At 71.4% G+C, this 21,853-nt stretch carries 21 protein-coding genes, 1 tRNA gene and 2 pseudogenes; 17 read left to right on the top strand and 7 right to left on the bottom strand.

The genetic code is table 11. From position 1 onward, the window contains the following. Positions 1–126, top strand: a pseudogene (locus MTDSW087_RS31100) (porin family protein); the annotation flags it as partial. 232 nt (positions 127–358) lie between these two features. Then, positions 359–1,072, top strand: coding sequence for a DUF2076 domain-containing protein (locus MTDSW087_RS27545; protein ID WP_144768636.1), 714 nt, complete (start codon positions 359–361; stop codon positions 1,070–1,072). Positions 1,073–1,115: 43 nt separating this feature from the next. Here the strand turns inward: MTDSW087_RS27545 and MTDSW087_RS27540 are convergent, their stop codons facing one another. Then, complete coding sequence (locus MTDSW087_RS27540) at positions 1,116–1,979, bottom strand: L,D-transpeptidase (RefSeq protein WP_144768634.1); 864 nt, start codon at positions 1,977–1,979, stop codon at positions 1,116–1,118. A gap of 243 nt (positions 1,980–2,222) precedes the next feature. On the opposite strand from MTDSW087_RS27540, the gene MTDSW087_RS27535 reads away from it, so the two are divergent. The 5 genes from MTDSW087_RS27535 to MTDSW087_RS27515 all read left to right on the top strand — a co-directional run bounded on the left by MTDSW087_RS27535 (position 2,223) and on the right by MTDSW087_RS27515 (position 6,329). Further along, on the top strand, positions 2,223–2,942 hold the full coding sequence (locus tag MTDSW087_RS27535) for a protein phosphatase CheZ (protein WP_144768632.1): 720 nt from the start codon (positions 2,223–2,225) through the stop codon (positions 2,940–2,942). A 191-nt stretch (positions 2,943–3,133) separates the two neighbouring features. Next, positions 3,134–5,185 carry an excinuclease ABC subunit UvrC gene (gene uvrC / locus MTDSW087_RS27530; protein WP_144768630.1) on the top strand — a complete coding sequence of 684 codons (2,052 nt, stop codon included), beginning with the start codon at positions 3,134–3,136 and terminating at the stop codon, positions 5,183–5,185. A 58-nt stretch (positions 5,186–5,243) separates the two neighbouring features. Continuing rightward, a complete protein-coding gene (gene pgsA / locus MTDSW087_RS27525) occupies positions 5,244–5,843 on the top strand; it encodes a CDP-diacylglycerol--glycerol-3-phosphate 3-phosphatidyltransferase (protein ID WP_144768638.1) in 600 nt (199 codons plus the stop codon). 31 nt (positions 5,844–5,874) lie between these two features. After that, positions 5,875–6,126 carry a molybdopterin converting factor subunit 1 gene (moaD, locus tag MTDSW087_RS27520; RefSeq protein WP_144768628.1) on the top strand — a complete coding sequence of 84 codons (252 nt, stop codon included), beginning with the start codon at positions 5,875–5,877 and terminating at the stop codon, positions 6,124–6,126. Next, positions 6,123–6,329 (top strand): hypothetical protein, encoded by a 207-nt coding sequence (locus MTDSW087_RS27515; protein WP_144768626.1) that lies wholly within the window; start codon positions 6,123–6,125, stop codon positions 6,327–6,329. Before moaD ends, MTDSW087_RS27515 begins: the two co-directional genes overlap by 4 nt. 31 nt (positions 6,330–6,360) lie before the next feature. Here the strand turns inward: MTDSW087_RS27515 and MTDSW087_RS27510 are convergent, their stop codons facing one another. The 3 genes from MTDSW087_RS27510 to aroA are packed head-to-tail and all read right to left on the bottom strand — an operon-like array spanning position 6,361 to position 9,556. Beyond that, on the bottom strand, positions 6,361–7,542 hold the full coding sequence (locus tag MTDSW087_RS27510) for a multidrug effflux MFS transporter (RefSeq protein ID WP_144768624.1): 1,182 nt from the start codon (positions 7,540–7,542) through the stop codon (positions 6,361–6,363). 22 nt (positions 7,543–7,564) lie between these two features. After that, positions 7,565–8,197, bottom strand: a complete 633-nt coding sequence (gene cmk / locus MTDSW087_RS27505) for a (d)CMP kinase (protein ID WP_144768622.1) — start codon at positions 8,195–8,197, stop codon at positions 7,565–7,567. 6 nt (positions 8,198–8,203) lie between these two features. Then, complete coding sequence (aroA, locus tag MTDSW087_RS27500) at positions 8,204–9,556, bottom strand: 3-phosphoshikimate 1-carboxyvinyltransferase (protein WP_144768620.1); 1,353 nt, start codon at positions 9,554–9,556, stop codon at positions 8,204–8,206. Between the two features lie 258 nt (positions 9,557–9,814). Here aroA and MTDSW087_RS27495 point away from each other — a divergent pair, with 258 nt between their 5' ends. The 4 genes from MTDSW087_RS27495 (at position 9,815) to MTDSW087_RS27480 (ending at position 11,735) form a co-directional block, all read left to right on the top strand. After that, entirely contained in the window at positions 9,815–10,192 is a 378-nt protein-coding gene (locus tag MTDSW087_RS27495) for a TIGR02300 family protein (protein ID WP_144768618.1), read from the top strand. A gap of 180 nt (positions 10,193–10,372) precedes the next feature. Continuing rightward, positions 10,373–10,448: transfer RNA gene (locus MTDSW087_RS27490), tRNA-Ala, on the top strand. Between the two features lie 119 nt (positions 10,449–10,567). Next, entirely contained in the window at positions 10,568–11,134 is a 567-nt protein-coding gene (locus MTDSW087_RS27485) for a hypothetical protein (protein ID WP_144768616.1), read from the top strand. A gap of 184 nt (positions 11,135–11,318) precedes the next feature. Further along, positions 11,319–11,735: a DUF2147 domain-containing protein gene (locus MTDSW087_RS27480; protein WP_144768614.1), complete on the top strand. Its 417-nt coding sequence runs from the start codon at positions 11,319–11,321 to the stop codon at positions 11,733–11,735. A gap of 70 nt (positions 11,736–11,805) precedes the next feature. Here MTDSW087_RS27480 and MTDSW087_RS27475 read toward each other — a convergent pair whose 3' ends face one another. After that, positions 11,806–12,969, bottom strand: a complete 1,164-nt coding sequence (locus MTDSW087_RS27475; RefSeq protein WP_144768612.1) for an iron-containing alcohol dehydrogenase — start codon at positions 12,967–12,969, stop codon at positions 11,806–11,808. Positions 12,970–13,149: 180 nt separating this feature from the next. Continuing rightward, on the bottom strand, positions 13,150–14,070 hold the full coding sequence (locus MTDSW087_RS27470) for a LysR family transcriptional regulator (protein WP_144768610.1): 921 nt from the start codon (positions 14,068–14,070) through the stop codon (positions 13,150–13,152). A 119-nt stretch (positions 14,071–14,189) separates the two neighbouring features. Here MTDSW087_RS27470 and MTDSW087_RS27465 point away from each other — a divergent pair, with 119 nt between their 5' ends. From MTDSW087_RS27465 to MTDSW087_RS27440, 6 genes are all read left to right on the top strand, one after another. Then, positions 14,190–15,686, top strand: a complete 1,497-nt coding sequence (locus MTDSW087_RS27465) for a CoA-acylating methylmalonate-semialdehyde dehydrogenase (protein WP_144768608.1) — start codon at positions 14,190–14,192, stop codon at positions 15,684–15,686. Between the two features lie 175 nt (positions 15,687–15,861). Beyond that, positions 15,862–17,004 carry an acyl-CoA dehydrogenase family protein gene (locus MTDSW087_RS27460; RefSeq protein WP_144768606.1) on the top strand — a complete coding sequence of 381 codons (1,143 nt, stop codon included), beginning with the start codon at positions 15,862–15,864 and terminating at the stop codon, positions 17,002–17,004. Continuing rightward, positions 17,004–18,044 (top strand): enoyl-CoA hydratase/isomerase family protein, encoded by a 1,041-nt coding sequence (locus tag MTDSW087_RS27455; RefSeq protein WP_144768604.1) that lies wholly within the window; start codon positions 17,004–17,006, stop codon positions 18,042–18,044. The genes MTDSW087_RS27460 and MTDSW087_RS27455 overlap by 1 nt, the downstream gene beginning before the upstream one ends. Positions 18,045–18,211: 167 nt before the next feature. Continuing rightward, positions 18,212–19,111 (top strand): 3-hydroxyisobutyrate dehydrogenase, encoded by a 900-nt coding sequence (gene mmsB, locus MTDSW087_RS27450; RefSeq protein ID WP_144768602.1) that lies wholly within the window; start codon positions 18,212–18,214, stop codon positions 19,109–19,111. Then, entirely contained in the window at positions 19,111–19,884 is a 774-nt protein-coding gene (locus MTDSW087_RS27445) for an enoyl-CoA hydratase (protein ID WP_144768600.1), read from the top strand. The genes mmsB and MTDSW087_RS27445 overlap by 1 nt, the downstream gene beginning before the upstream one ends. 142 nt (positions 19,885–20,026) lie before the next feature. Further along, positions 20,027–21,751, top strand: a complete 1,725-nt coding sequence (locus MTDSW087_RS27440) for an AMP-binding protein (RefSeq protein WP_144768598.1) — start codon at positions 20,027–20,029, stop codon at positions 21,749–21,751. A gap of 19 nt (positions 21,752–21,770) precedes the next feature. Here the strand turns inward: MTDSW087_RS27440 and MTDSW087_RS27435 are convergent. Continuing rightward, positions 21,771–21,853, bottom strand: a pseudogene (locus tag MTDSW087_RS27435) (IS5/IS1182 family transposase); the annotation flags it as partial.

Here is a 21,853-nt window from a genome sequence, read left to right as displayed (position 1 = left end):
ACCGGCATCCCGGTCGGCCTCGGCAGCACCGGCGTCACCGTCGTCTCCGGCGCCACCAACCGCCGCAACGACACCGAGTTCGCCGTCGTCCGCGCCGGCATCAACTACAAGTTCGGCTCGTACTGAGATCCCAGCGGACCGTGCCGGCGCACGCCGCCGGCACGGCTCGACACTGCGAGAGCCCGGCTTCGGCCGGGCTTTTTTCATGCGGCTCGACTTTTAATCCCGCAATTCTTTCGCATCGCAACGGTGAAGTTTTCGCGCGCGCCCCTCACAAAGCCTGCGCGGCCTTCCCACATCTGCGCCGACCACGCGGCCCGCATCACCGCCGCGGGGCGTGATCGAGGAGGACGACTCCATGAACAGCGAAGAACGCGACGTCATCTCCGGCATCTTCCAGCGGCTCGAACAGGCTTCGGCCCAGCCGCGCGACGCGGATGCCGAGCGCTTCATCGCCGACAAGATCCGGCAGCAGCCCTACGCGCCCTACGCGATGGCCCAGCTGATCTTCGTGCAGGAGGAGGCGATCAAGAGCCTGAACCAGCAGCTCGAGGAGGCGCGCCGCCAGCAGGCGCAGCCGCAGGGCTCGGGCGGCGGCGGCTTCCTGTCGAGCATCTTCGGCGGCGGCTCGCGCCCCGAGCCGCAGCCGCAATACGCGCCGCAGCAGCGCCCCGGCGGCGCCTGGGGTGGCCAGCCGGGCTACGGCCAGCAGCCCGGACCGCAGGGCTATCCGCAGCAGCAGGGCGGCCCGTGGGGCGGCCAGCCGGGTTACGGCCAGCAGCCGCCGGCCCGCGGCGGCGGCTTCCTCGCTACCGCCCTGCCGATGGCGGCCGGCGCGGCGGGCGGCATGCTGCTCGGCAGCGCCCTCTCGAACGCCTTCGCGGGTGGCCATTCGCAGCTCGGCAGCGCCGCGGCGGCGGGCCTCGGCGGCTCGGCGGCGGACGCCGGCAACGTCCAGGATTTCGGCGCCCCGCTCGGCGGCGGCGACTTCCAGGACGCCTCCTACGATAACGGCGGCGGCGACGATTTCGGCGGCGACCTCGGCGGCGGCGACGACAGCGACTGGGCCTGATCGCGGCCCGGGGCCCGGCGCCGCGCGGCGCCGGGCCCTTCCGTCACAGCACCATGACCTTCGTGCCGACGGGCGTGCGCTCGTAGAGGTCCATCACGTCCTCGTTCATCATCCGGATGCAGCCCGAGGAGACCGACTGGCCGATCGTGTGCGGCTCGTTGGTGCCGTGGATCCGGTAGAGCGACGAGCCGAGATAGAGCGCCCGCGCGCCGAGCGGGTTGGCGGGGCCGCCGGCCATGTGGCGCGGCAGGTCCGGCCGGCGGGCGAGCATCTCGGCCGGCGGGATCCAGTCCGGCCATTCCGCCTTGCGGCTCACCGTCTTCATACCCGCCCAGGTGAAGCCCGGCCGGCCGACGCCGATGCCGTAGCGCATCGCCCGGCCGCCCGGCTGGACGAGGTAGAGATACTTGTTCGGCGTATCGACCACGATGGTGCCGGGCCGCTGCGGCCCGTCATAGGCCACCTCCTGCCGGGCGTAGCGCGGATCGATGGCACGCCCGATCCGCTCCTCGCGGGGCTCGCGTTGCGTCTCCGGCTCGGGCTGGGCATGGAGCCCGGCCTGCGGGTAGCCCCCGCCCGGCGGGTAGGGGTTGCCCTGGGGGTACAGGTTGCCTTGGGGATAAAGGCCGCTCGGCGGCAGGGCGGCGTGGCGCTGCGGCGGCCCTGCATAGCCGCCCATTGGATCCCCGGAGGCCGGATAGGCGTAGCCGACGGAGGCGGCCTGCGGCGCGCGGGGCGCCGGATAGGCCGCCCGCTGCAGGCCGCGCGTCTCCGGTGCGCCACCCGTGACGAGATATTCGATCAGGCCGCCGCCATATTGCCCGGGCTCGGCATACCGGCTCTGGGCCTCGGCCGCACCGGCCCAGCCCGCGGCGACAAGCGCCACCGCGCACACACGCACACGCATCGTTCCCGCTCTCCGGACAGGGTGCGGCCGGGCACGTGCCCTGGACCGCCTCACGGGAACGATCCCCAAGATCCTTCGCGAATCCGGTGAAGGAACATGGTGAATCGGAAACCGTCCCCGCCCCGCCGCGACCAGCGTGAATCCGCGGTTAAGGCGCGCCGCATCCCGTTTCCGTTGAAGGTCTGGAAACCAGTTGGCTGCATTCTGAGGCCGGAACTCCAGAGAATTCGGCCGCTCGAAGCGATGATCCAGAAACGCTACCGTATCGAAGACAGCTTCGGCCTCGCGCAGCAGCAAGCCGTTCCGATCGAAGCCGCGCCCGTGGACGGCGCCCGGCTCGACGAGATCCTGACGGCCATCCACGACCTGCGCCGGATCACCCAGGCGAGCGCGGGCGAGACCGTGGAGGCTTGCCGCCGCGAGCTGAACGAAGTCTTCGCGATGCGCAGCGAACTCGACCTCATGAAGGAGGCGATCACCCGCACCAAGACGGAGATCGCCGCGCTCCACCGCTCCGAGCACAACGGCAAGGGCATGCGCCGCGCGGCCGACGAGCTCGACGCCGTGGTGGAATCCACCGAGCACGCCACCTCGACCCTCCTCACCGCGCTGGAGGATATCGAGCAGAACACGAACATGCTGCGCGCCACCCGCCTGTCGAAGGCCGGCCAGGAGAACGTCGACGCCATCCTGGAGCGCGTGGTGATCGCCTACGAGGCCTGCAACTTCCAGGACCTGACCGGCCAGCGCATCAGCAAGATCGTCAACGTGATGAAGTTCGTCGAGGACCATCTCGACCGCGTCATCACCGCCTGGAGCGGGCTGGAGAGCTTCCGCGACGTCCTCGGCGTGGGCCAGGACGCGGTCGATCCGGACGACGAGAAGTCGCTCCTCAACGGGCCGAAGCTCGAGGAGGATCCGGGCCATGTCGACCAGTCGGACATCGACGCCCTGTTCGATTGATCGGCGCGCCCGTCCGAGCCGACTGAACCATTCAAACATCGCTTCCCGAGCGGGCGCGGGTCCCCTCTCCCGAACGGGAGAGGGAGCATGTCGCGCTCGGTCGCTGCGGAGTGCCCAAGCCGGGTGGCGTTGCGCCGGACTCGGCCGCCCCTCCCCTTTCCGGCGGAATCCGTACGTCTTAAGTGAGCGGGATGAGCCGGCGCGTCCCGTCCGATCTTCCACCCGACAGCTTCGACGACGGCCTGGCGGAGGGCCGCGACGACGAGGTCGCGGACCTGCCCGATGACGGGCCCGAGATCGACTTCGATTTCGAGCCCGGCGCGGTCCAGGCCGGCACCGAGGTGATCCGCCGGTTCTGGTCGACGCTCCCGCTCTCCCCCGGCGTCTACCGGATGTTCGATGCCAAGGGCGACGTCCTCTACGTCGGCAAGGCCAAGAACCTGAAGGCCCGCGTCGGCTCCTATGCCCGCGGCCAGGCGCATTCGAACCGCATCGCGCGGATGATCTCGCAGACGGCGGCGATGGAGTTCGTCACCACCGCCACCGAGACCGAGGCGCTGCTGCTCGAGGCGAACCTCATCAAGCAGCTCAAGCCCCGCTTCAACGTGCTGATGCGGGACGACAAGTCCTTCCCCTACATCCTCGTCACCGAGGACGGCCCGGCGCCGCAGATCGTGAAGCACCGCGGCGCGCGGCGGCGGAAGGGCAGCTATTACGGGCCCTTCGCCAGCGTCTGGGCGGTGAACCGCACGGTGAACGCCCTTCAGCGCGCCTTCCTGCTGCGCACCTGCACCGACAGCTACTACGAGAACCGCACGCGGCCCTGCCTCCTCTACCAGATCAAGCGCTGCTCCGGCCCCTGCACCGGCGAGATCGCCCTCGACGATTACCGGGGCCTCGCCGAATCCGCGAAGCACTTCCTCGACGGCAAGTCGAACGCCGTGAAGGACCGCATGCGCGAGGAGATGCAGGCCGCCTCCGACGCCATGGAGTTCGAGCGGGCCGCCCGCTTCCGCGACCGGATCAGCGCGCTCTCTGCCATCCAGGGCGTGCAGGGCGTGAACACGCAAGGGGTCGAGGAGGCCGACGTCTTCGCCCTCGATGAGCAGGCCGGCCAGTTCTGCATCGAGGTGTTCTTCTTCCGGAACTTCCAGAACTGGGGCAACCGCGCCTACTTCCCCAAGGCCGACCGCACCATGACCCCCGAGGAGGTGCTCGGTTCCTTCATCGGGCAGTTCTACGACGACAAGCCGGCGCCGCGCACGGTGCTCACCAGCCATGCGGTGGAGGATGCGGAGCTCGTGGCCGCCGCCCTGTCGAGCCGCGTCGAGCACCGGGTCGAGATCCACTGGCCGCGCCGCGGCGAGCGGAAGAACCTCGTCGACTATGCCCAGCGCAACGCCAAGGAGGCGCTGGCGCGCCGCCTCGCCGACACCGCCTCGCAGGGCAAGCTGCTGGCGGCGCTCGGCCAGGCCTTCGGGCTCGCCCATCCGCCGCGCCGGATCGAGGTCTATGACAACTCGCACATCGCGGGCACCAACGCGGTCGGCGCGATGATCGTGGCCGGTCCTACGGGCTTCATGAAGACGCATTACCGCACATTCAACATCCGGTCGGACGAGCTGACCCCGGGCGACGATTACGGGATGATGCGCGAGGTTCTGCAGCGCCGCTTCAAGCGGCTGGTGAAAGAGGCGCCGCGCACCGCCGGGGAGGCCGCGGCCGCCGCGCTGGAGGGTGGCGTGCCGGAGCCGGTGCCCGAGCCGCAGCCGGATTCGGACGCTTTCCCGGCCTGGCCCGACCTCGTCCTCATCGACGGCGGCAAGGGGCAGCTCGACGCCGCGCGCGCGGCGGTCGAGGCGGTCGGCGTCGCGGACGTGCCCCTCATCGGCATCGCCAAGGGCCGTGACCGGGATGCCGGCCGCGAGACCTTCTTCGTGCCGGGCCGCGCCCCCTTCAAGCTGCCGCCGCGCGACCCGACGCTCTACTTCGTGCAGCGCCTGCGCGACGAGGCGCACCGCTTCGCCATCGGCACGCACCGGGCCAAGCGCAAGCGCGAGATGGTCAAGAACCCGCTCGACGAGATCGCCGGAATCGGGCCGACTCGCAAGCGCGCGCTCCTGCACCATTTCGGCACCGTGAAGGCCATCCAGCGCGCGGCGCTGGAGGATCTCGCCAAGGCGCCGGGGGTGAATGCCGCCACCGCGCGCGCCGTCTACGACTTCTTCCATGCCGGAGCCTGAGGTGAGCGAGACGCCGGACCCGTTGACGCTCGGAGGAAGCCGTGATTTCACCCCGCCGATGAACGCCGTCCTCCCCCGACGCCGGTCGCAGGCCTGGACGCTCGCGAACTGCCTCACCTACGGCCGCCTCGCCGCGGTGCCGGTGATGGTCGGCCTCCTGTTCTGGCCCGAGTCGATCCCGGCGCGCTTCAGCGCGTTCGCGGTCTTCGCGGCTGCCGGGATCACCGACTATCTCGACGGCTACGTCGCCCGCACCTACGCGCAATCCTCGGCGCTCGGGCGGATGCTCGATCCGATCGCCGACAAGCTCCTGGTGGCCGCCTGCCTGCTGATGCTGGTGGCCGACCGCACGATCAGCGGCGCCTCGACCTGGGCGGCCATCGTCATCCTGTGCCGCGAGGTGCTGGTCTCGGGGCTGCGCGAGTACCTCGCCGAGCTGAAGGTCGGCCTGCCGGTGAGCCGGGTCGCCAAGTGGAAGACCACGGTGCAGCTCCTGGCGCTCGGCTTCCTCGTCGCAGGGCCTGCGGGCGAGACCATCCTGCCCGGCACCGAGCGGATCGGCATCACCCTGCTGTGGCTCGCCGCCGCCCTGACGCTCTGGACCGGCTGGGACTACATGAGGGCAGGCGTGAAGCACGCCATCGAGGACCCGCGCTGAGGCGGGCCGCAGGCAGGACCCGAGGACGCCGATGAAGCTCGTCTATTTCGCCTGGGTGCGCGAGCGCGTCGGCCGCCCCGAGGAGATGGTGGCGCCGCCGGACGAGGTGGCGACCGTGGCCGACCTCGTCGGCTGGCTGCGCGGGCGCGGCGAGGAATACGCCTACGCCTTCGAGAATCCGGGCGTCGTCCGCGCGGCCATCGACCGCGTCCACGCCAAGCCCGACGCCTCGATCCGCGGGGCGGCGGAGATCGCGTTCTTCCCGCCGATGACGGGGGGGTGACGATGCCGGCCGCACAGGCCGACACCACATCGGACGAGATCGACCGCTACGTTCTGCGCGCCCTGAATGAGGGGACGTTGGCGGCGATGGCTGAACTGGAGAGTGGTGCGGGCAGACGGTTTGGAACGGCCGTTGAGCTGTTCGCGGATCTGAACCTGTTCGAAGGTCAGTCCGGTTCGATCCCATCCACGATCTCAGAATAAGGTCGCGGGAAGGATCGCCCGGCAGCTCGATCTAAGCCCGCCGCAGCGCCACGGCCGCGATCAGCGCTGCGCCGAGGAGGGTCGCCGCCACAGGCGTCGCCGAATCGGCGTGCCAGAGGGCGACCGCCACGGTGAAGCCGGCGCCGAAGGTCATCTGTGTGAAGCCGTAGAGGCTGGAGGCGGAGCCCGAGGCGCGCGGATCGACGTTCATCAGGCCGGCCACCGCGTTCGGGCCGACGAGCCCGACCCCGATCGCGTAGACGAGGAGCGGCAGGATCAGGCTCACCACCGTGAGGTAGCCGGCCTGGTCGACCGCGAGCAAAGTTGCCGCGCCGACGAGGCAGAGGATGTTGCCCGCCCGCGCCACCCGGCGGATCGGCACGCGCAGGGCCAGCCGGCTCGCCAGCACCGCCCCGGCCACCATGCCGAACACCACGAGCAGGCAATCGAGCCCGACCTCCTGCGACGATCGGCCGAGCCGGTCGACGAGGAGGAACGGCGCCACCGCCAGGAAGGCGTAGAGGCTGGTGCCGGCGCAGGCCCCGGCGACGAGGTATGACCGGAAGACGGGATGGCGCAGCAGGCGCAGATAGGCGGCGGCCATGGCGGTGAGGCCCGGCAGCGCCACCTTGTGCCGGTTGGTCTCCGGCAGGGTCAGCACCACCAGGGCGCCGAGGACGGCCACCAGAGCGGCGAGCACCCCGAACACGGCCCGCCAGCCGAAGGCCTCGTTGACGAGGCCGCCGATGGCGGGCGCCAGCGCCGGGGTCAAGGTCATCGCCATGGTCAGGAGGGCGAGCTTCCGCGCAGCGTCGGCCGCGCCGGAGACGTCGCGCACCATGGCCCGCCCGATGACGAGCGCGCTGCAGGCGCCGAGCGACTGCATCACCCGCGCCACCACGAGGGTGGCGATATTGGGCGCCGGGATCGCGAGGAGCAGGCCCGCGAGATAGAGGGCGAGCCCGACGATGAGCACCGGGCGCCGGCCGTAGCGGTCGGAGAGCGGCCCGTAGACGAGCTGTCCGCCCGCGAGGCCCACGATGTAGAGGGTGATGGTGAGCTGCGCCGCCGTCGGCGTGGTGCCGAGATCCGCGGCGGCTGCGGCGAGCGCCGGCACGAAGATGTGCAGGGCCACGGTGCCGGTCATGGTCACCGCGACGAGCAGCGGGAACGAGGCGCGGCGCGGGGCCGCCTCCGGCTGTCGATCCGACATCAGGCGGCCCGGGGCGCGATCCTCACTGCGTGCGTGCGCGGTCCACGACGGCCCGCGCCGCCGCGAAGGCCTCGTCCGCGTCGAGCTCGGTGGTGTCGAGCATCACCGCGTCCGCGGCCGCCTTGAGCGGCGCGGCGCTGCGCGAGGCGTCGCGGGCGTCGCGGGCCTGGATGTCGGCGAGGATCGCGTCGAGCGTCGTCGTCTCGCCGCGCCCGGACAGTTCCAGGTGGCGGCGGCGGGCGCGCTCCTCGGCGCTCGCGGTGATGAAGAGCTTCACCCGCGCATCCGGGCAGATCACCGTGCCGATGTCGCGCCCGTCGAGGACGGCGCCCTGCGGCGTGCCGGCGAAGCGCTGCTGCCAGGCCAGGAGCGCGGCGCGCACGGCGGGGATGCCGGAGATGCGCGAGGCCGCCTCGCCCATCGCCCGCTCGCGCAGGCGCGGATCGGCGAGCCGGTCGGCGATGAGCGACGCCGCGGCGCGGGCCGCCGCCTGCTCGTCGTCGAGGGAGGCGCCCGCATCGATCAGCGTCAGCGCCACGGCGCGGTAGAGCAGCCCGGTGTCGAGGTGCGGCAGGCCGTAATGATCGGCCAGCCGCCGGGCGAGCGTGCCCTTGCCGGACGCCGCCGGCCCGTCGATCGCGATGACCATCGGCATCTCGGGTCAGGCCTCGATCCGTCCGCCAAGCTCCCGCATCGTCGGCAGGAAGCTCGGGAAGCTCGTGGCGATCATCGCGCCGTCGTCCACGGTCACGGGCTCCCGCGTGGCGAGGCCCATCACCAGGAAGGCCATGGCGATGCGGTGGTCGAGATGGGTGGCGACGGTGCCGCCGCCCTGCGGGGCCGCGCCGTCCCCGTGCACGACGAGGTCGTCGCCCTGCACCTCGAAGCGGACGCCGTTCGCCTCGAGGCCTGCCGCGACCGCTTCGAGGCGGTCGGATTCCTTGACGCGCAGCTCATGCAAGCCCGCCATCCGCGTGGTGCCCTCGGCGAAGGACGCGGCGACGGCGAGGACCGGGTACTCGTCGATCATGCTCGGTGCCCGCTCAGGCGGCACGTCGACGCCCTTGAGCCGGCTCGCCCGCACGCGCAGGTCGGCGACGGTCTCGCCGCCCTCCTCGCGCTCGTTCGTCCGCTCGATCTCGGCGCCCATCTCCAGAAGGGTGGTGATCAGGCCGATGCGGAGCGGGTTCATCATCACGCCGCGCAGGGTCACCTCGGAGCCCGGCACGACCAGCGCCGCCACCAGCGGGAAGGCGGCCGAGGACGGGTCGGCGGGCACGATCACGTCGGTGCCGCGCAGGGTCGGCTGCCCGGTGAGCGCCACCGCGCGGCCCTGGCCGCCGGGACCGTGCGGCGTCACCGCCACCTCGGCGCCGAACAGGCGCAGCATTCGCTCGGTGTGGTCGCGGGTGGCGGCGGCCTCGATCACCGTGGTGGTGCCCGGCGCGTTGAGGCCGGCGAGCAGCACGGCGGACTTGATCTGCGCGGAGGCGGCCGGGGTCTCGTAGGTGATCGGGATCGCCTCGCGGGGGCCGCGCAGCGTCAGCGGCACGCGCCCGCCCGCGGCCTCCGAGACGACCTCGGTGCCCATCTTCACCAGCGGATCGAGGATGCGGCGCATCGGCCGGCTGCGGAGCGAGGCGTCGCCGTCGAAGGTCGCGGTGACGGGCTGGCCGCCGACCACGCCCATCATCAGGCGCGAGCCGGTGCCGGCATTGCCGAAATCGAGGGTCGCTGCCGGGTCGCTCATCCCGCCGATGCCGACGCCGCGGACCAGCCAGCGCCCCTCGCCGAGGCGCTCCACCCCGGCGCCGAGCGCCTCGGCGGCGGCGGCCGTGCGCAGCACGTCGTCCCCTTCGAGCAACCCCTCGACGCGGGTCTCGCCGACGGCGAGCAGGCCGAGGATCATCGCCCGGTGCGAGATCGACTTGTCGCCTGGCGGCTTCAAGGCACCGCGCAAGGGTGCGCCGGGCGAGGCGGTGAGCGGCTGCGGATCGTCGGAGGCGTGCGACACGGGGCGAATCTCGGCGCGAATCTCGATCTCGTCCGGCGCGCGGCGGGCGCGCGGACGTGCTGTGGAGCAGGAGCGCGGGGCCGGTTAGCACCAATGCCGTCCGCCGTCATCCTGGGCCGGGCGGAAGCCGGTCCGGACGGGCGGGAATCTGGGCCGAAGCCGCTGAGGATTGAGCTGGAATCCGTTCCAATTGACAGGTCCGTGCGCCGCCACTAACGGGGCCCCCTCCCCAGACAGCACCGTGACGAGGTTTTCCCCGTGGCCCGACCGGAACTCGGCTTGAAGCGCCAATGCATGAATTGCGGCGCGAAATTCTACGATCTCGCCCGCGATCCGGCGACCTGCCCCAAATGCGGTTCGGCCTACCAGGGCGCCATCCCGAGCCGCGTCGCGGCGCCTGCGCTCTCGCGCAGCACCGCGGAGGACGAGGACGAGACGGACGACAAGGGCCCGGAGATGGTCTCCCTCGATGAGGTCGAGGCCGCCGAGGACAATGCGGATACCGCGACCGACGACGATGCCGGCGACGAGGCGGGCGACGACGATGCCGATACCTTCCTCGAGGAGGAGGATTCCGGCGACGACGACGTGTCCGACCTGATCGACGGCGACATCGAGAGCGACGAGGAGAACTGACGGCGCCTCGCCGGCCGTTCGCGGACCCGCTGCGGTCGCCGGTCCAAAAAATGATCGGCCGGTGCAAAAAAGGGGTTGAGTCCGGGCAAAGACCCGCCTAATTACCGCCTCGCCGACGGACGACAGCGCCGCCGGCGAGATGCCACCGCGAGAGACCAGAGCGCGGCGGCTGATGAAAGTGGGGCCTTAGCTCAGCTGGGAGAGCGCTTCCATGGCATGGAAGAGGTCATCGGTTCGATCCCGTTAGGCTCCACCATCTCCCCCTTGTTCAGAAAACAGAGACCGCATGGACGCCGTGTCGCCCGCCCCTTATGGCGTGCGGAGGCTCCGCGGACGCGGCCTGCCGCCTTCCTGTCGTTCTGCGGTGCGCTGTTGATGTCCCTGTCCTTCGCCTCGGCCGAACCGCTGACGGCGCCGCGCGCCGACGACGCGGCCGGGCTCGTGGCGGATCTGCGCGCGCGCATCCTCGCGGCGCCGAGCGCCACGGCCGTGCTGGAGGCGTGGTGCGCCGAGCGAGGGCTGGCGGCCGAGCCGCGCCTCGTGGCGCGCCGCGTCGCCGCGCCGGACAAGCCGCTCTCGGCCGAGCAGCGCCTGCGCCTCGCCATCGGAACCGACGAGCCGGTGCGCTACCGCCGCGTGCGCCTCGCCTGCGGCGAGCACGTTCTTTCCGAGGCCGACAATTGGTACGTCCCGGCCCGGCTGACGCCGGCCATGAACGCCGCTCTCGACGGCACGGACGCGCCCTTCGGCCGGGTGGTGCGGCCGCTCGGCCCGAGCCGGCGCAACATCGCGCTGCGGCCGGCCGCCGATCCGGGGCCCCGGCCCGGGCGCGACACGCCGCTCTTCGAGGTGGATGCGGTGCTGGCCACCGGCGAGGGCGTGCCTTTCTGCGAGGTGGCCGAGACCTATCTCGGCGCGGTGCTCGGTCAAGGGCCGCGCTGACGGCCCGGCGGCCCTTGCTCCGGCCGCTTGCCCCCGGCTAGAGCGCTCTCCGCCGAAGTGGACACCGGTTCGGCGCAAGAGAGCGCGTCAAAACAAGAGATTGGAGCCGTTCCCGATTGCAACGCGATCGGGAACGGCTCTAAGCCCTCCCGCCCGCGCCGGTGCGCGGGCACGGGAGGACCTCATGCACCTGCGACCCCTGATCCACGCCTCGGCCCTCCTCGCGAGCCTTCTCGCGGGCGGCCTCGCCCAGGCGGCGGGCGGCGACCCGAGCGGCATCTGGCTCACCGAGACGGGCGATTCGAAGGTGCGCCTCGCCCGCTGCGGCTCCGGCTATTGCGGCACGCTGGTCAGCGTCGCCGGCAAGGGGGTCGACGCCAACAATCCCGACCCTGCGCTCCGCACGCGCAGCGTGGTCGGCGTGCAGATCGTCAACGCCGCGAACGCGACCTCGGACGGCTACGAGGGCACGCTCTACAACCCGAAGGACGGCAAGACCTATTCGGGTTCGCTCAAGATGACGGGGCCGGACACCCTGGTGGTCTCGGGCTGCGTGATGAGCGTGTTCTGCAAGCGCCAGACCTGGAAGCGGGTGAAGTGACCCCTCCTACGACATCCGATTCATCCCTTCGGGATGCCGGATGTCGTCGTCGCTCGGACGCCGCGCGGTATCACCCGGCCCAGACCTCGCGGTAGAGCGCCTCGATCTCCTCGGCCGTCGGCTCGACCGGGTTGTTGGCCGGCGAGCCGGAGGCCAGGGCCTGGCGGGCCATGGTCGGCAGCAGGTCCGTCCAGCGGCCCGGATCGATGCCGTAGGCGCGGGGGCCCGGCACTTCGAGGTCGGCGTTGAGGGCGCGGAGCGCCGCGATCAGCTGCTCCACCGCGAGTCCGTCGGCGTCGCCCTCCGCCGCCACGCCCATGGCGCGGGCGCAATCCGCGTAGCGCGCCGTCGCGGCAGGTGCCGAGAAGGCGGTGACGGCCGGCAGCAGCATCGCGTTCGAGAGGCCGTGCGCCACGTGGAAATGCGCGCCGATCGGCCGGCTCATGCCGTGGACGAGGGCGACCGAGCTGTTCGAGAAGGCGATTCCCGCCTGCGTCGCGCCGATCATCATCGCCTCGCGGGCCTTGCGGTCGCCGGCATCCGCCCAGACCCGGCGCAGGTTCGGCGCGATGAGGCGCATGGCCGAGAGCGCGAGCCCGTCCGAGAACGGGTTCGCCCGCTTCGAGACATAGGCCTCGATGGCATGGGTCAGCGCGTCGATGCCGGTATCGGCGGTGAGGCGGCGCGGCTTGGTGAGCGTCAGCTCGTAATCGACGAGCGCCGCCACCGGCAGATAGGCGAGCCCGATGCAGAGCATCTTCTCGTCGGTGGCCTCGTCGGTGACGATGGTGAAGCGCGTCGCCTCCGAGCCGGTGCCGGCGGTGGTCGGGATCGCGATGATCGGCAGCCCCGCCTCGTCCTGCAGGTGCGGCGCCTTGAAGGCGCGCATCGGCCCGCCGAAGCGGGCGAGCACCGCGACGGCCTTCGCCGTGTCCATCGGGCTGCCGCCGCCGAAGCCGACGATGCAATCGTGCTCGCCCGCCTTCAGCGCCGCGAGCGCGGCCTCCACCGAGGCGACGGTCGGGTCCGGCACCGTCTCGCTGAACACGGCGGCCGTCAGGCCGGCCTCGCGCAGGCCCGCGACTAGAGTCTCGACGCGCCCGCTCCCCGCCAGGAACGGATCGGTGACGACGAAGGGCCGCGACAGGCCGAGCTGACCCAGCACCTCCGGCAGCAGCGCCGAGGCGCCGGCACCGATCCGCATCAGGCGCGGCAGGGCGATCGCGCTGGCCATGTGTGTTCTCCGGTCTCGTCTCGGGTGGAAAGGCGCGGAGGCTAGAGCCATTCCCGATCGCGTTGCAATCGGGAAGGGCTCCAAGTCCTTGTTGTGACGCGCTCTCTTGTGCCGAACCGGGATCCGCTTCGGCTTAAGAGCGCTCTGGAGCGGCCCGCCAGCCACGCGAACTCGCCTCCGTTACAGCGCAGGCCCCGCGAACAGCCCCTGCGCGGCCCGCACCTCCGCCGCGATGAAGCCGGCCACCGCCCGGATATGGGCGGCCTTCCGGTAATCCTCGTGGATGTGCATGTGGAAGGTGCGCGTCAGCGACAGGCGCTCCGGCAGCACCGGCACCAGCCCGGGATGGGCGGCGGCGATGAAGGCCGGCAGGATGCACAGGCCCGCGCCGGCGAGCGTCGCGTAGACCTGGGCCAGCAGGTTGGTGCTGCGGATGCGGGCGAGCGGCTGGGGATCGACCAGGTTCAGGTAGTTCAGCTCCCGCGTGAACAGCATGTCCTCGATGTAGCCGACGAAGGGATGCCGGGCGAAATCGGCCACGGTGTGGATCGGCTCGGCGCCCGCCAGATAGGCCGACGACCCGTAGACGCAGAGGCGGTAATCGGTCAGGCGCCGCGCCACCACGCGCGATTGCTGCGGGGCCGTCAGGCTGATGACGATGTCGGCCTCGCGCTTCGACAGGCTGAAGATCCGGGCGGTTGCCAGGATCTCGATCTCCAGGCCCGGATGCCGCCCGGTCAGCCGGTGCGTCCGCGGCGCCAGGAAGACGCTGCCGAACCCGTCCGGCGCGCCGATCCGCACCGTGCCCGAGATGCCGTGCCCCTCCCCCACGGGGCCGGCGCGGGCCCCGAGGAAGGCGCTCTCCATCGCCTCGGCCACGCCGAGCAGCGCCTCCCCGGCCTCGGTGAGCGCGTAGCCGAGGTTGCTCCGGTGGAACAGGCTGCGGTCGAGCTCCTCCTCCAAGGCCTGGATGCGCCTGGCGACCGTGGTGTGCTCGGTCGCCGTCTGCCGGGCGGCGGCCGTGAGCGTGCCGGTGCGCGCCACCGCCAGGAAGAAGCGAAGGTCGTCCCAGCTCTGCCCCGACCTCTTGCGCGCGACCATGCGGGTCCCCTTACACTGTGCATTGATGCACAACGGCTGCGAGCGCGTCCAACTTTATCGCCCATCAAAGGCTGGTAGGCTCCGCCAAAATTTCGAGGAAGCACCGAAGGAGGCGCAGCATGCGCAGCGTGGGTCATTTCATCGACGGCAAGCGCGTCGAGGGCACGAGCGGGCGCTTCGCCGACGTGTTCCATCCCTCGACCGGCGAGGTCCAGGCGCGGGTGGCGCTCGCCAGCAAGGCCGAGCTGCGCGCGGCCGTCGAGAACGCGAAGGCCGCTCAGCTCGTCTGGGCCGCGCAGAACCCGCAGAAGCGCGCCCGCGTGATGATGCGCTTCCTCGAGCTGATCCGCGGCGAGATGCAGAGCCTCGCCGAGCTCCTCGCCTCCGAGCACGGCAAGACGGTGCCGGACGCCAAGGGCGACATCCAGCGCGGCGTCGAGGTGGTGGAGTTCGCCTGCGGCATCCCGCACCTGCTCAAGGGCGAGTACACCGAGGCCGCCGGCACCGGCATCGACGTCTACTCGCTGCGCCAGCCGCTCGGCGTGGTCGCCGGCATCACGCCGTTCAACTTCCCGGCGATGATCCCGCTCTGGAAGTGCGCGCCGGCCATCGCCTGCGGCAACAGCTTCATCCTGAAGCCCTCCGAGCGCGACCCGAGCGTGCCGATCCGCATCGCCGAGCTGTTCCTCGAGGCCGGCCTGCCGCCGGGCGTGCTCAACGTCGTCAACGGCGACAAGGAGGCGGTGGACGCCATCCTCGACGACGAGGACATCAAGGCGGTGGGCTTCGTCGGCTCCTCGCACATCGCCGAGTACATCTACGTGCGCTCCGCCCAGACGGGTAAGCGCGCCCAGTGCTTCGGCGGCGCCAAGAACCACATGATCGTCATGCCCGACGCCAATCTCGACCAGGCGGTCGATGCGCTGATCGGCGCGGGCTACGGCTCGGCCGGCGAGCGCTGCATGGCGATCTCGGTGGCGGTGCCGGTGGGCGAGCGCACCGCCGACGCGCTGATGGAGCGTCTGATCCCCCGCGTCGAGTCGCTGAAGATCGGCCCCTCGCACGACGAGAGCGCCGATTACGGGCCGCTCGTCACCGCCGAGGCGGTGGAGCGCGTGAAGGGCTACATCGACACGGGTGTGAGCGAGGGCGCGCAGCTCGTCGTCGACGGCCGCGGCTTCAAGCTCCAGGGCTACGAGAACGGCTTCTACATGGGCGGCTCGCTGTTCGACCGCGTGACGCCGGAGATGACGATCTACAAGGAGGAGATCTTCGGCCCGGTGCTCTCGGTGGTCCGCGCCAAGGATTACGAGGAGGCGCTGGCCCTGCCCTCGACGCACCAGTACGGCAACGGCGTCGCCATCTTCACCCAGGACGGCGATGCGGCGCGCGACTTCACGGCGCGGGTCAATGTCGGCATGGTCGGCGTCAACGTGCCGATCCCGGTTCCGATCGCCTACCACACCTTCGGCGGCTGGAAGCGCTCGGGCTTCGGCGACCTCAATCAGCACGGGCCGGACTCGATCCGCTTCTACACCAAGACCAAGACCGTGACGCAGCGCTGGCCCTCGGGCATCAAGAGCGGCGCCGAGTTCTCGATCCCGACCATGCGCTGACGGCCAACCCTCCCCCTCTGCGGGGGAGGGTGCCGAGCGCGGGCGAGGCGGGAGAGGGGAACCCGGCTTCCGGAGAGGGCGAGGCGGCGATGCCGCGCTCGATCCGGTCGCGTCGCCCCCCTCTCCCGACGCCCTCCCCCGCAGAGCGGGGAGGGAGAATATTGGAGGACACGCCATGAGCTTCGGCCTCAGCGAGGACCAGGTCGCGATCCGTGACATGGCCGCGGGCTTCGCGGCCGAGCACATCGCCCCGCACGCCCTCGACTGGGACGAGCGCAAGCACTTCCCCGTCGAGACGCTGCGCGCCGCGGCCGGCCTCGGCATGGCGGCGATCACGGTCCGCGAGGATGTCGGCGGCTCGGGGCTGACGCGGCTCGATTCGAGCATCATCTTCGAGGCGCTCAGCGCCGCCTGCCCGACGGTGGCGGCCTTCCTCTCGATCCACAACCTCACCGCCTGGGTCCTCGACCGTTTCGGCACGGAGGAGCAGCGCCGCGCCTGGCTCCCCGCCGTGGCGCGCATGGACAGGATCGCGAGCTACTGCCTGACCGAGCCGGGCTCGGGCTCCGACGCGGCGGCGCTCCGCACCCGTGCCGAGCGCGACGGCGACCATTACGTGCTGAACGGCGAGAAGCAGTTCATCTCGGGCGCCGGCGCGAGCGACCTCTACCTCGTCATGGCGCGCACCGGCGGGCCGGGGCCGGACGGCGTCTCGGCGATCCTGGTGGAGAAGGATACGCCCGGCCTCTCCTTCGGCGCCAACGAGCGCAAGATGGGCTGGAACGCGCAGCCGACCCGGGCGGTGCGCTTCGACAACCTGCGCGTACCGGTGGAGAACCGGATCGGCGCCGAGGGCCAGGGCTTCCGCATCGCCATGGCCGGGCTCGACGGCGGCCGGCTCAACATCGCCGCCTGCTCGCTCGGCGGCGCGCAGGGTGCGCTCGACCGGACGCTCGCCTACATGGCCGACCGGCGCGCCTTCGGACGCGTGCTCACCGATTTCCAGGCCCTGCAATTCCGCCTCGCCGACATGGCGACCGACCTCGAAGCCTGCCGCGCCTTCCTGCGCCACGCGGCCTCGGCCCTCGATGCCGGGGCGCCGGAGGCGACCGCCCTCTGCGCCATGGCCAAGCGCCACGTGACCGACGCCGCCTTCCGCGTCGCCAACGACGCGCTACAGCTGCATGGCGGCTACGGCTATCTCGCCGAATACGGCATCGAGAAGATTGTCCGGGACCTGCGCGTGCACCAGATCCTGGAGGGCACGAACGAGATCATGCGGGTGATCGTGGCGCGCCATCTCATCGGAGGGCGTTGATGGGCGAGGTCATCGTCGAGACGGTCGGCAGTCTCGGCCGGATCCGCCTCAACCGGCCGAAGGCCCTGAACGCCCTGACGCACGGCATGGTCGGGCTGATCGATGCCGCGCTCGACCGCTTCGCCGAGGATCCGGCGATCGCCTGCGTGCTGCTCACCGGCGAGGGCGAGCGCGGCCTCTGCGCCGGGGGCGACGTACGCTCCCTCTACGAGAGCGAGGGCACCGCCTTCGCGGAAGCCTTCTGGCGCGACGAGTACCGCCTGGACGCCCGCATCGCCCGCTACGAGAAGCCCTTCGTGGCGGTGATGGACGGGATCACCATGGGCGGCGGCGTCGGGCTCTCCGGCCATGCCCGCCACCGCGTGGTCACCGAACGCTCGCACGTCGCCATGCCGGAGACGGGGATCGGCTACCTGCCCGATGTCGGCGCGACCTGGCTGATGCCCCGCGCGCCCGGCGAGATCGGCACCTATCTCGGGCTGACCGGCGCGCCGATGGGCGCGGCCGACGCGATCTACGCCGGCTTTGCCGACGCTCTGGTTCCGGTGGCCGCCCTCCCCCGCCTGATCGCGGCCCTGTCGGAGCTGCCCGCGGAATCCGACGACGAGGATGCCGCCGTGGCGATCCGGGCCCTGTCCCAGGAGCCGGGGCCGGCCCCGCTCGCGGCGCATCGCGCCGTGATCGACCGCTGCTTCGCCTTCGACATGGTGGACGAGATCTTCGCGGCGCTGGAGGCGGACGGCTCCGCATTCGCGACGGCGACGCGCGCCACGCTCGCCGAGAAGGCGCCCGCGAGCCTCGTGCTGACGCTCTGCCTGCTGCGCCGCGGGCGCACGGCGCCGAGCCTGGAGGATTGCCTGGAGCGCGAGTACCACGCCTCCCTCGCCATGCTCGCCGAGGGCGACTTTCGCGAGGGCGTGCGCGCCGCGGTGATCGACAAGGACCGCAACCCGCGCTGGTCGCCGCCGAGGCTGGATCAGGTCGATCCGGCCCGGATCGCGCGCTGGCTGGAGCCGCGGGCGGCGCCGGTCTTCGGATAGGGCGATCTCTCCTCCCCCTTTACGGGGAGGAACCGGAGGTGGGGGCGCAGGAGGCACCGGGGCGCCTCATCCTGAAGCACCCCCACCCCTGATCCCTCCCGGCAAGGGGGAGGGGAAATCGGCGGCGAACGAGCGGGATCATCCCGCCCAACAAGAGGGAGGCGCGCGTGGCGCAGACCATCGGGTTCATCGGGCTCGGCAATATGGGCGGGCCCATGGCGGCCAACCTCGCGCGGGCGGGCCATGCGGTGCGAGGCTTCGACCTCGTCCCCGCCTCCCTCGACGCGGCGCGCGAGGCCGGCGTCGCGGTCGCCGGCTCCGCCCTGGAGGCGGCCGAGGGCGCCGACGTCGTCGTGACCATGCTGCCGGCGGGCAAGCACGTGGTCGAGGTCTGGACGCAGCTCGCCGGGGCCGTGCCGGCCGGCACGCTGCTCATCGATTCCTCCACCATCGACGTGGACAGCGCACGCAAGGCCCATGCTCTGGCCGAGGCGCGCGGCTGCCCGTCGATCGACGCGCCCGTCTCGGGGGGCACGGGCGGGGCGAAGGCCGCCACCCTCACCTTCATGGCCGGCGGCTCGGCCGAGGCCTTCGCGCGGGCCGAGCCGGTGCTCAAGGCCATGGGCAAGTCGGTGTTCCATTGCGGCGAGGCCGGCGCCGGTCAGGCCGCCAAGATCTGCAACAACATGATCCTCGGCATCTCGATGATCGGGGTCTGCGAGGCCTTCGCGCTCGGCGAGAAGCTCGGCCTGTCGCGCCAGGCGCTGTTCGACGTGGCCTCGGTCTCCTCGGGCCAGTGCTGGTCGCTCACCACCTATTGCCCGGTGCCCGGGCCGGTGCCGACCTCGCCCGCCAACAACGATTACCGCCCCGGCTTCGCCGCCGGCCTGATGCTGAAGGACCTGCGGCTCGCCCAGGCCGCCGCGGCGAGCGCCGGAGCGGCGACGCCGCTCGGGGCCGAGGCCGCACAACTCTACGCGCTCTTCAACGCCCTCGGGCACGGAGCCGAGGACTTTTCCGGCATCATCCGTATGCTGCGCGGCAGCGAGACGGGGGACGCGGCCTGATGGACTACGAGACGATCCTCACCGAGACGCGCGGGCGCGTCCTCCTGATCACCCTGAACCGGCCGAAGGCGCTCAACGCCATCAACCGGCAGCTGACCGCCGAGGTGATCGACGCTGCGACCCGGGCCGATGCGAACCCCGAGATCGGCTGCATCGTGTTGACGGGTTCGCCCAAGGCCTTCGCCGCGGGCGCCGACATCAAGGAGATGCAGGCGGCGACCTATGCCGAGATGTATGGCGGCGACCGCTTCGCCGATTGGGAGCGCTTCACCGCCGTGCGCACGCCGGTCGTCGCGGCGGTGGCGGGTTACGCCCTGGGCGGCGGCTGCGAACTCGCCATGATGTGCGACTTCATCCTCGCCGCCGACACGGCCGTGTTCGGCCAGCCGGAGATCAAGCTCGGCGTGATGCCGGGGATCGGCGGCAGCCAGCGCCTCACCCGCTTCGTCGGCAAGTCGAAGGCGATGGAGATGTGTCTGACCGGGCGCAACATGGACGCGGCCGAGGCCGAGCGCTCCGGCCTCGTCTCGCGGGTGGTGCCGGCCGATACCCTGCTCGACGAGGCGATGAAGGCCGCCGAGACGATCGCCGCCATGTCGCTGCCCATCGCCATGATGACCAAGGAGGCGGTCAACCGCGCCTACGAGACCACGCTCACCGAGGGCGTGCGCTTCGAGCGGCGCGTCTTCCACGCCATGTTCGCGACGCAGGACCAGAAGGAGGGCATGTCCGCCTTCGTGGAGAAGCGCCCGGCGAAGTTCACGCACGGATAGGGCGCGCTCCGCAGAAGCGGGGGCCGGTTCCGCGAGTGAGCGAATTTTCCCCCTCCCCCGCAGAGGGGGGAGGGAAAGAGGCGCGCGAGGGATTAGAAAGGTCACGACAAGAATCCTTGCAAGAATCCTTGGGAGAACGCCGATGCCGAGCTTCCGCGAGGCGAGAGACCTGCTCCTCGCCCACCGCACCGACTACGAGGCCGCGGCTTCGGCCTTCCGCTGGCCGGATCCGGTGCCCTTCAACTGGGCGCTGGACTGGTTCGACGCCGACCTCGCTACTGACCCCGTGAGCCGCGACCGCACCGCGCTCTGGATCGTGGACGCGGCGAGCGGCGCCGAGACCCGCCTCACCTTCGCCGAGCTGAGCCGGCGCTCGAATCAGGTGGCGAACCACCTGCGCGGGCTCGGCCTGAAGCGCGGCGACCACCTGCTCCTGCTGCTCGGCAACGTGCCGGCCCTGTGGGAGACCATGCTCGCCGCGATGAAGCTCGGCGCCGTCGTCATCCCGGCCACCACGCTGCTCACGGCGGACGAACTCGCCGACCGGCTGGAGCGCGGCCGGGCGCGGATGATCGTGGCCGGTCCCGAGCAGGTCGCCCGCTTCGAGAGCGTCGAGACGGGCGGCGTGACCAAGGTGGTGACGGGCGCGGCCGTGCCGGGCTGGCAGCCCTACGACGCGGCCTTCTCCGCCTCCGAGGCCTTCGCGCCCGACGCGCCGACGGAAGCGGACGATCCCTTCCTGCTCTATTTCACCTCGGGCACCACGGCGAAGCCGAAGCTCGTGCGCCACAGCCACCGCTCCTATCCGGCGGGCGCGCTCTCGACCATGTACTGGCTCGGGCTTCAGCCCGGCGACATCCATTGCAACGTGTCCTCGCCGGGCTGGGCGAAGCATGCCTGGTCCTCGTTCTTCGCGCCCTGGAACGCGGGCGCGACGATCTTCGTGGTCAATCAGGCGCCCTTCAGCGCCAAGAGCCTGCTCGGCGTGCTGGAGCGCTGCGGCGCCACCACCCTGTGCGCGCCGCCGACCGTCTGGCGCCTCGTCATCCAGGAGGATCTCAGCGCCTACAAACTCGCCCTGCGCGAGGTCTGCGCTGCTGGCGAGCCCCTGAACCCGGAAGTGATCGAGCGCGTGGCCGAGGCCTGGGGGCTCACCATCCGCGACGGCTACGGCCAGACCGAGACCACGGCGATCGTCGCCAACACGCCGGGCCAGGCGGTGAGCCCTGGTTCGATGGGCCGCCCGCTGCCGGGCTACCGGGTGCGGGTGCTCGATATCGACGGCAACCCGGCGAGCGAGGGCGAGGTCTGCCTGCCCCTCGAACCGGAACGCCCGGCCGGCCTGATGCAGGGCTACGACGACGGCGCGGGCCGGCTCTCGGGCGCGGACGGCGCGCTCTACCGCACGGGCGACGTCGCCTTCGTCGACGAGGCCGGGCGCCTCACCTTCGTCGGCCGGGCCGACGACGTGTTCAAGTCCTCCGGCTACCGGATCAGCCCGTTCGAGCTGGAGAGCGTGCTCATCGAGCATCCGGCGGTGGCGGAGGCGGCCGTGGTGCCGGCCCCCGACGCGATCCGCCACACCGTGCCGAAGGCCTATCTCTCCCTCGTCGGCTCGGCCGAGCCGACGCCCGAGACGGCGCTCGACATCTTCCGCTTCACCAACAGTCGCCTCGCCTCGTTCAAGCGCCTGCGGGCGCTCGAATTCGTCGGCGAATTGCCGAAGACCATCTCGGGCAAGATCCGCCGGGTCCAGCTCCGGCGCCTGGAGCACGAGGGCCGCACCGACGATCCCTATCGCGGCCGCGCCTTCACGCAGTCGGATTTCCCCGAGCTGCGTGCGGAGAGCGGGCCGCGGCCGGACTGACGGCTAGGTCGCGGACTCATTAAGTTCGCAGCCAGACCCGCAGGGCTGCGAGCTTGACGCTGGCGAGGAAGTTGTCGGGGTCCTTGTCGTAGCGCGTGGCGA

It is taken from the genome of Methylobacterium dankookense, from assembly GCF_902141855.1.
Classification (GTDB): Bacteria; Pseudomonadota; Alphaproteobacteria; order Rhizobiales; family Beijerinckiaceae; genus Methylobacterium; species Methylobacterium dankookense.
This window is presented reverse-complemented; position numbering and strand designations above follow the sequence as displayed.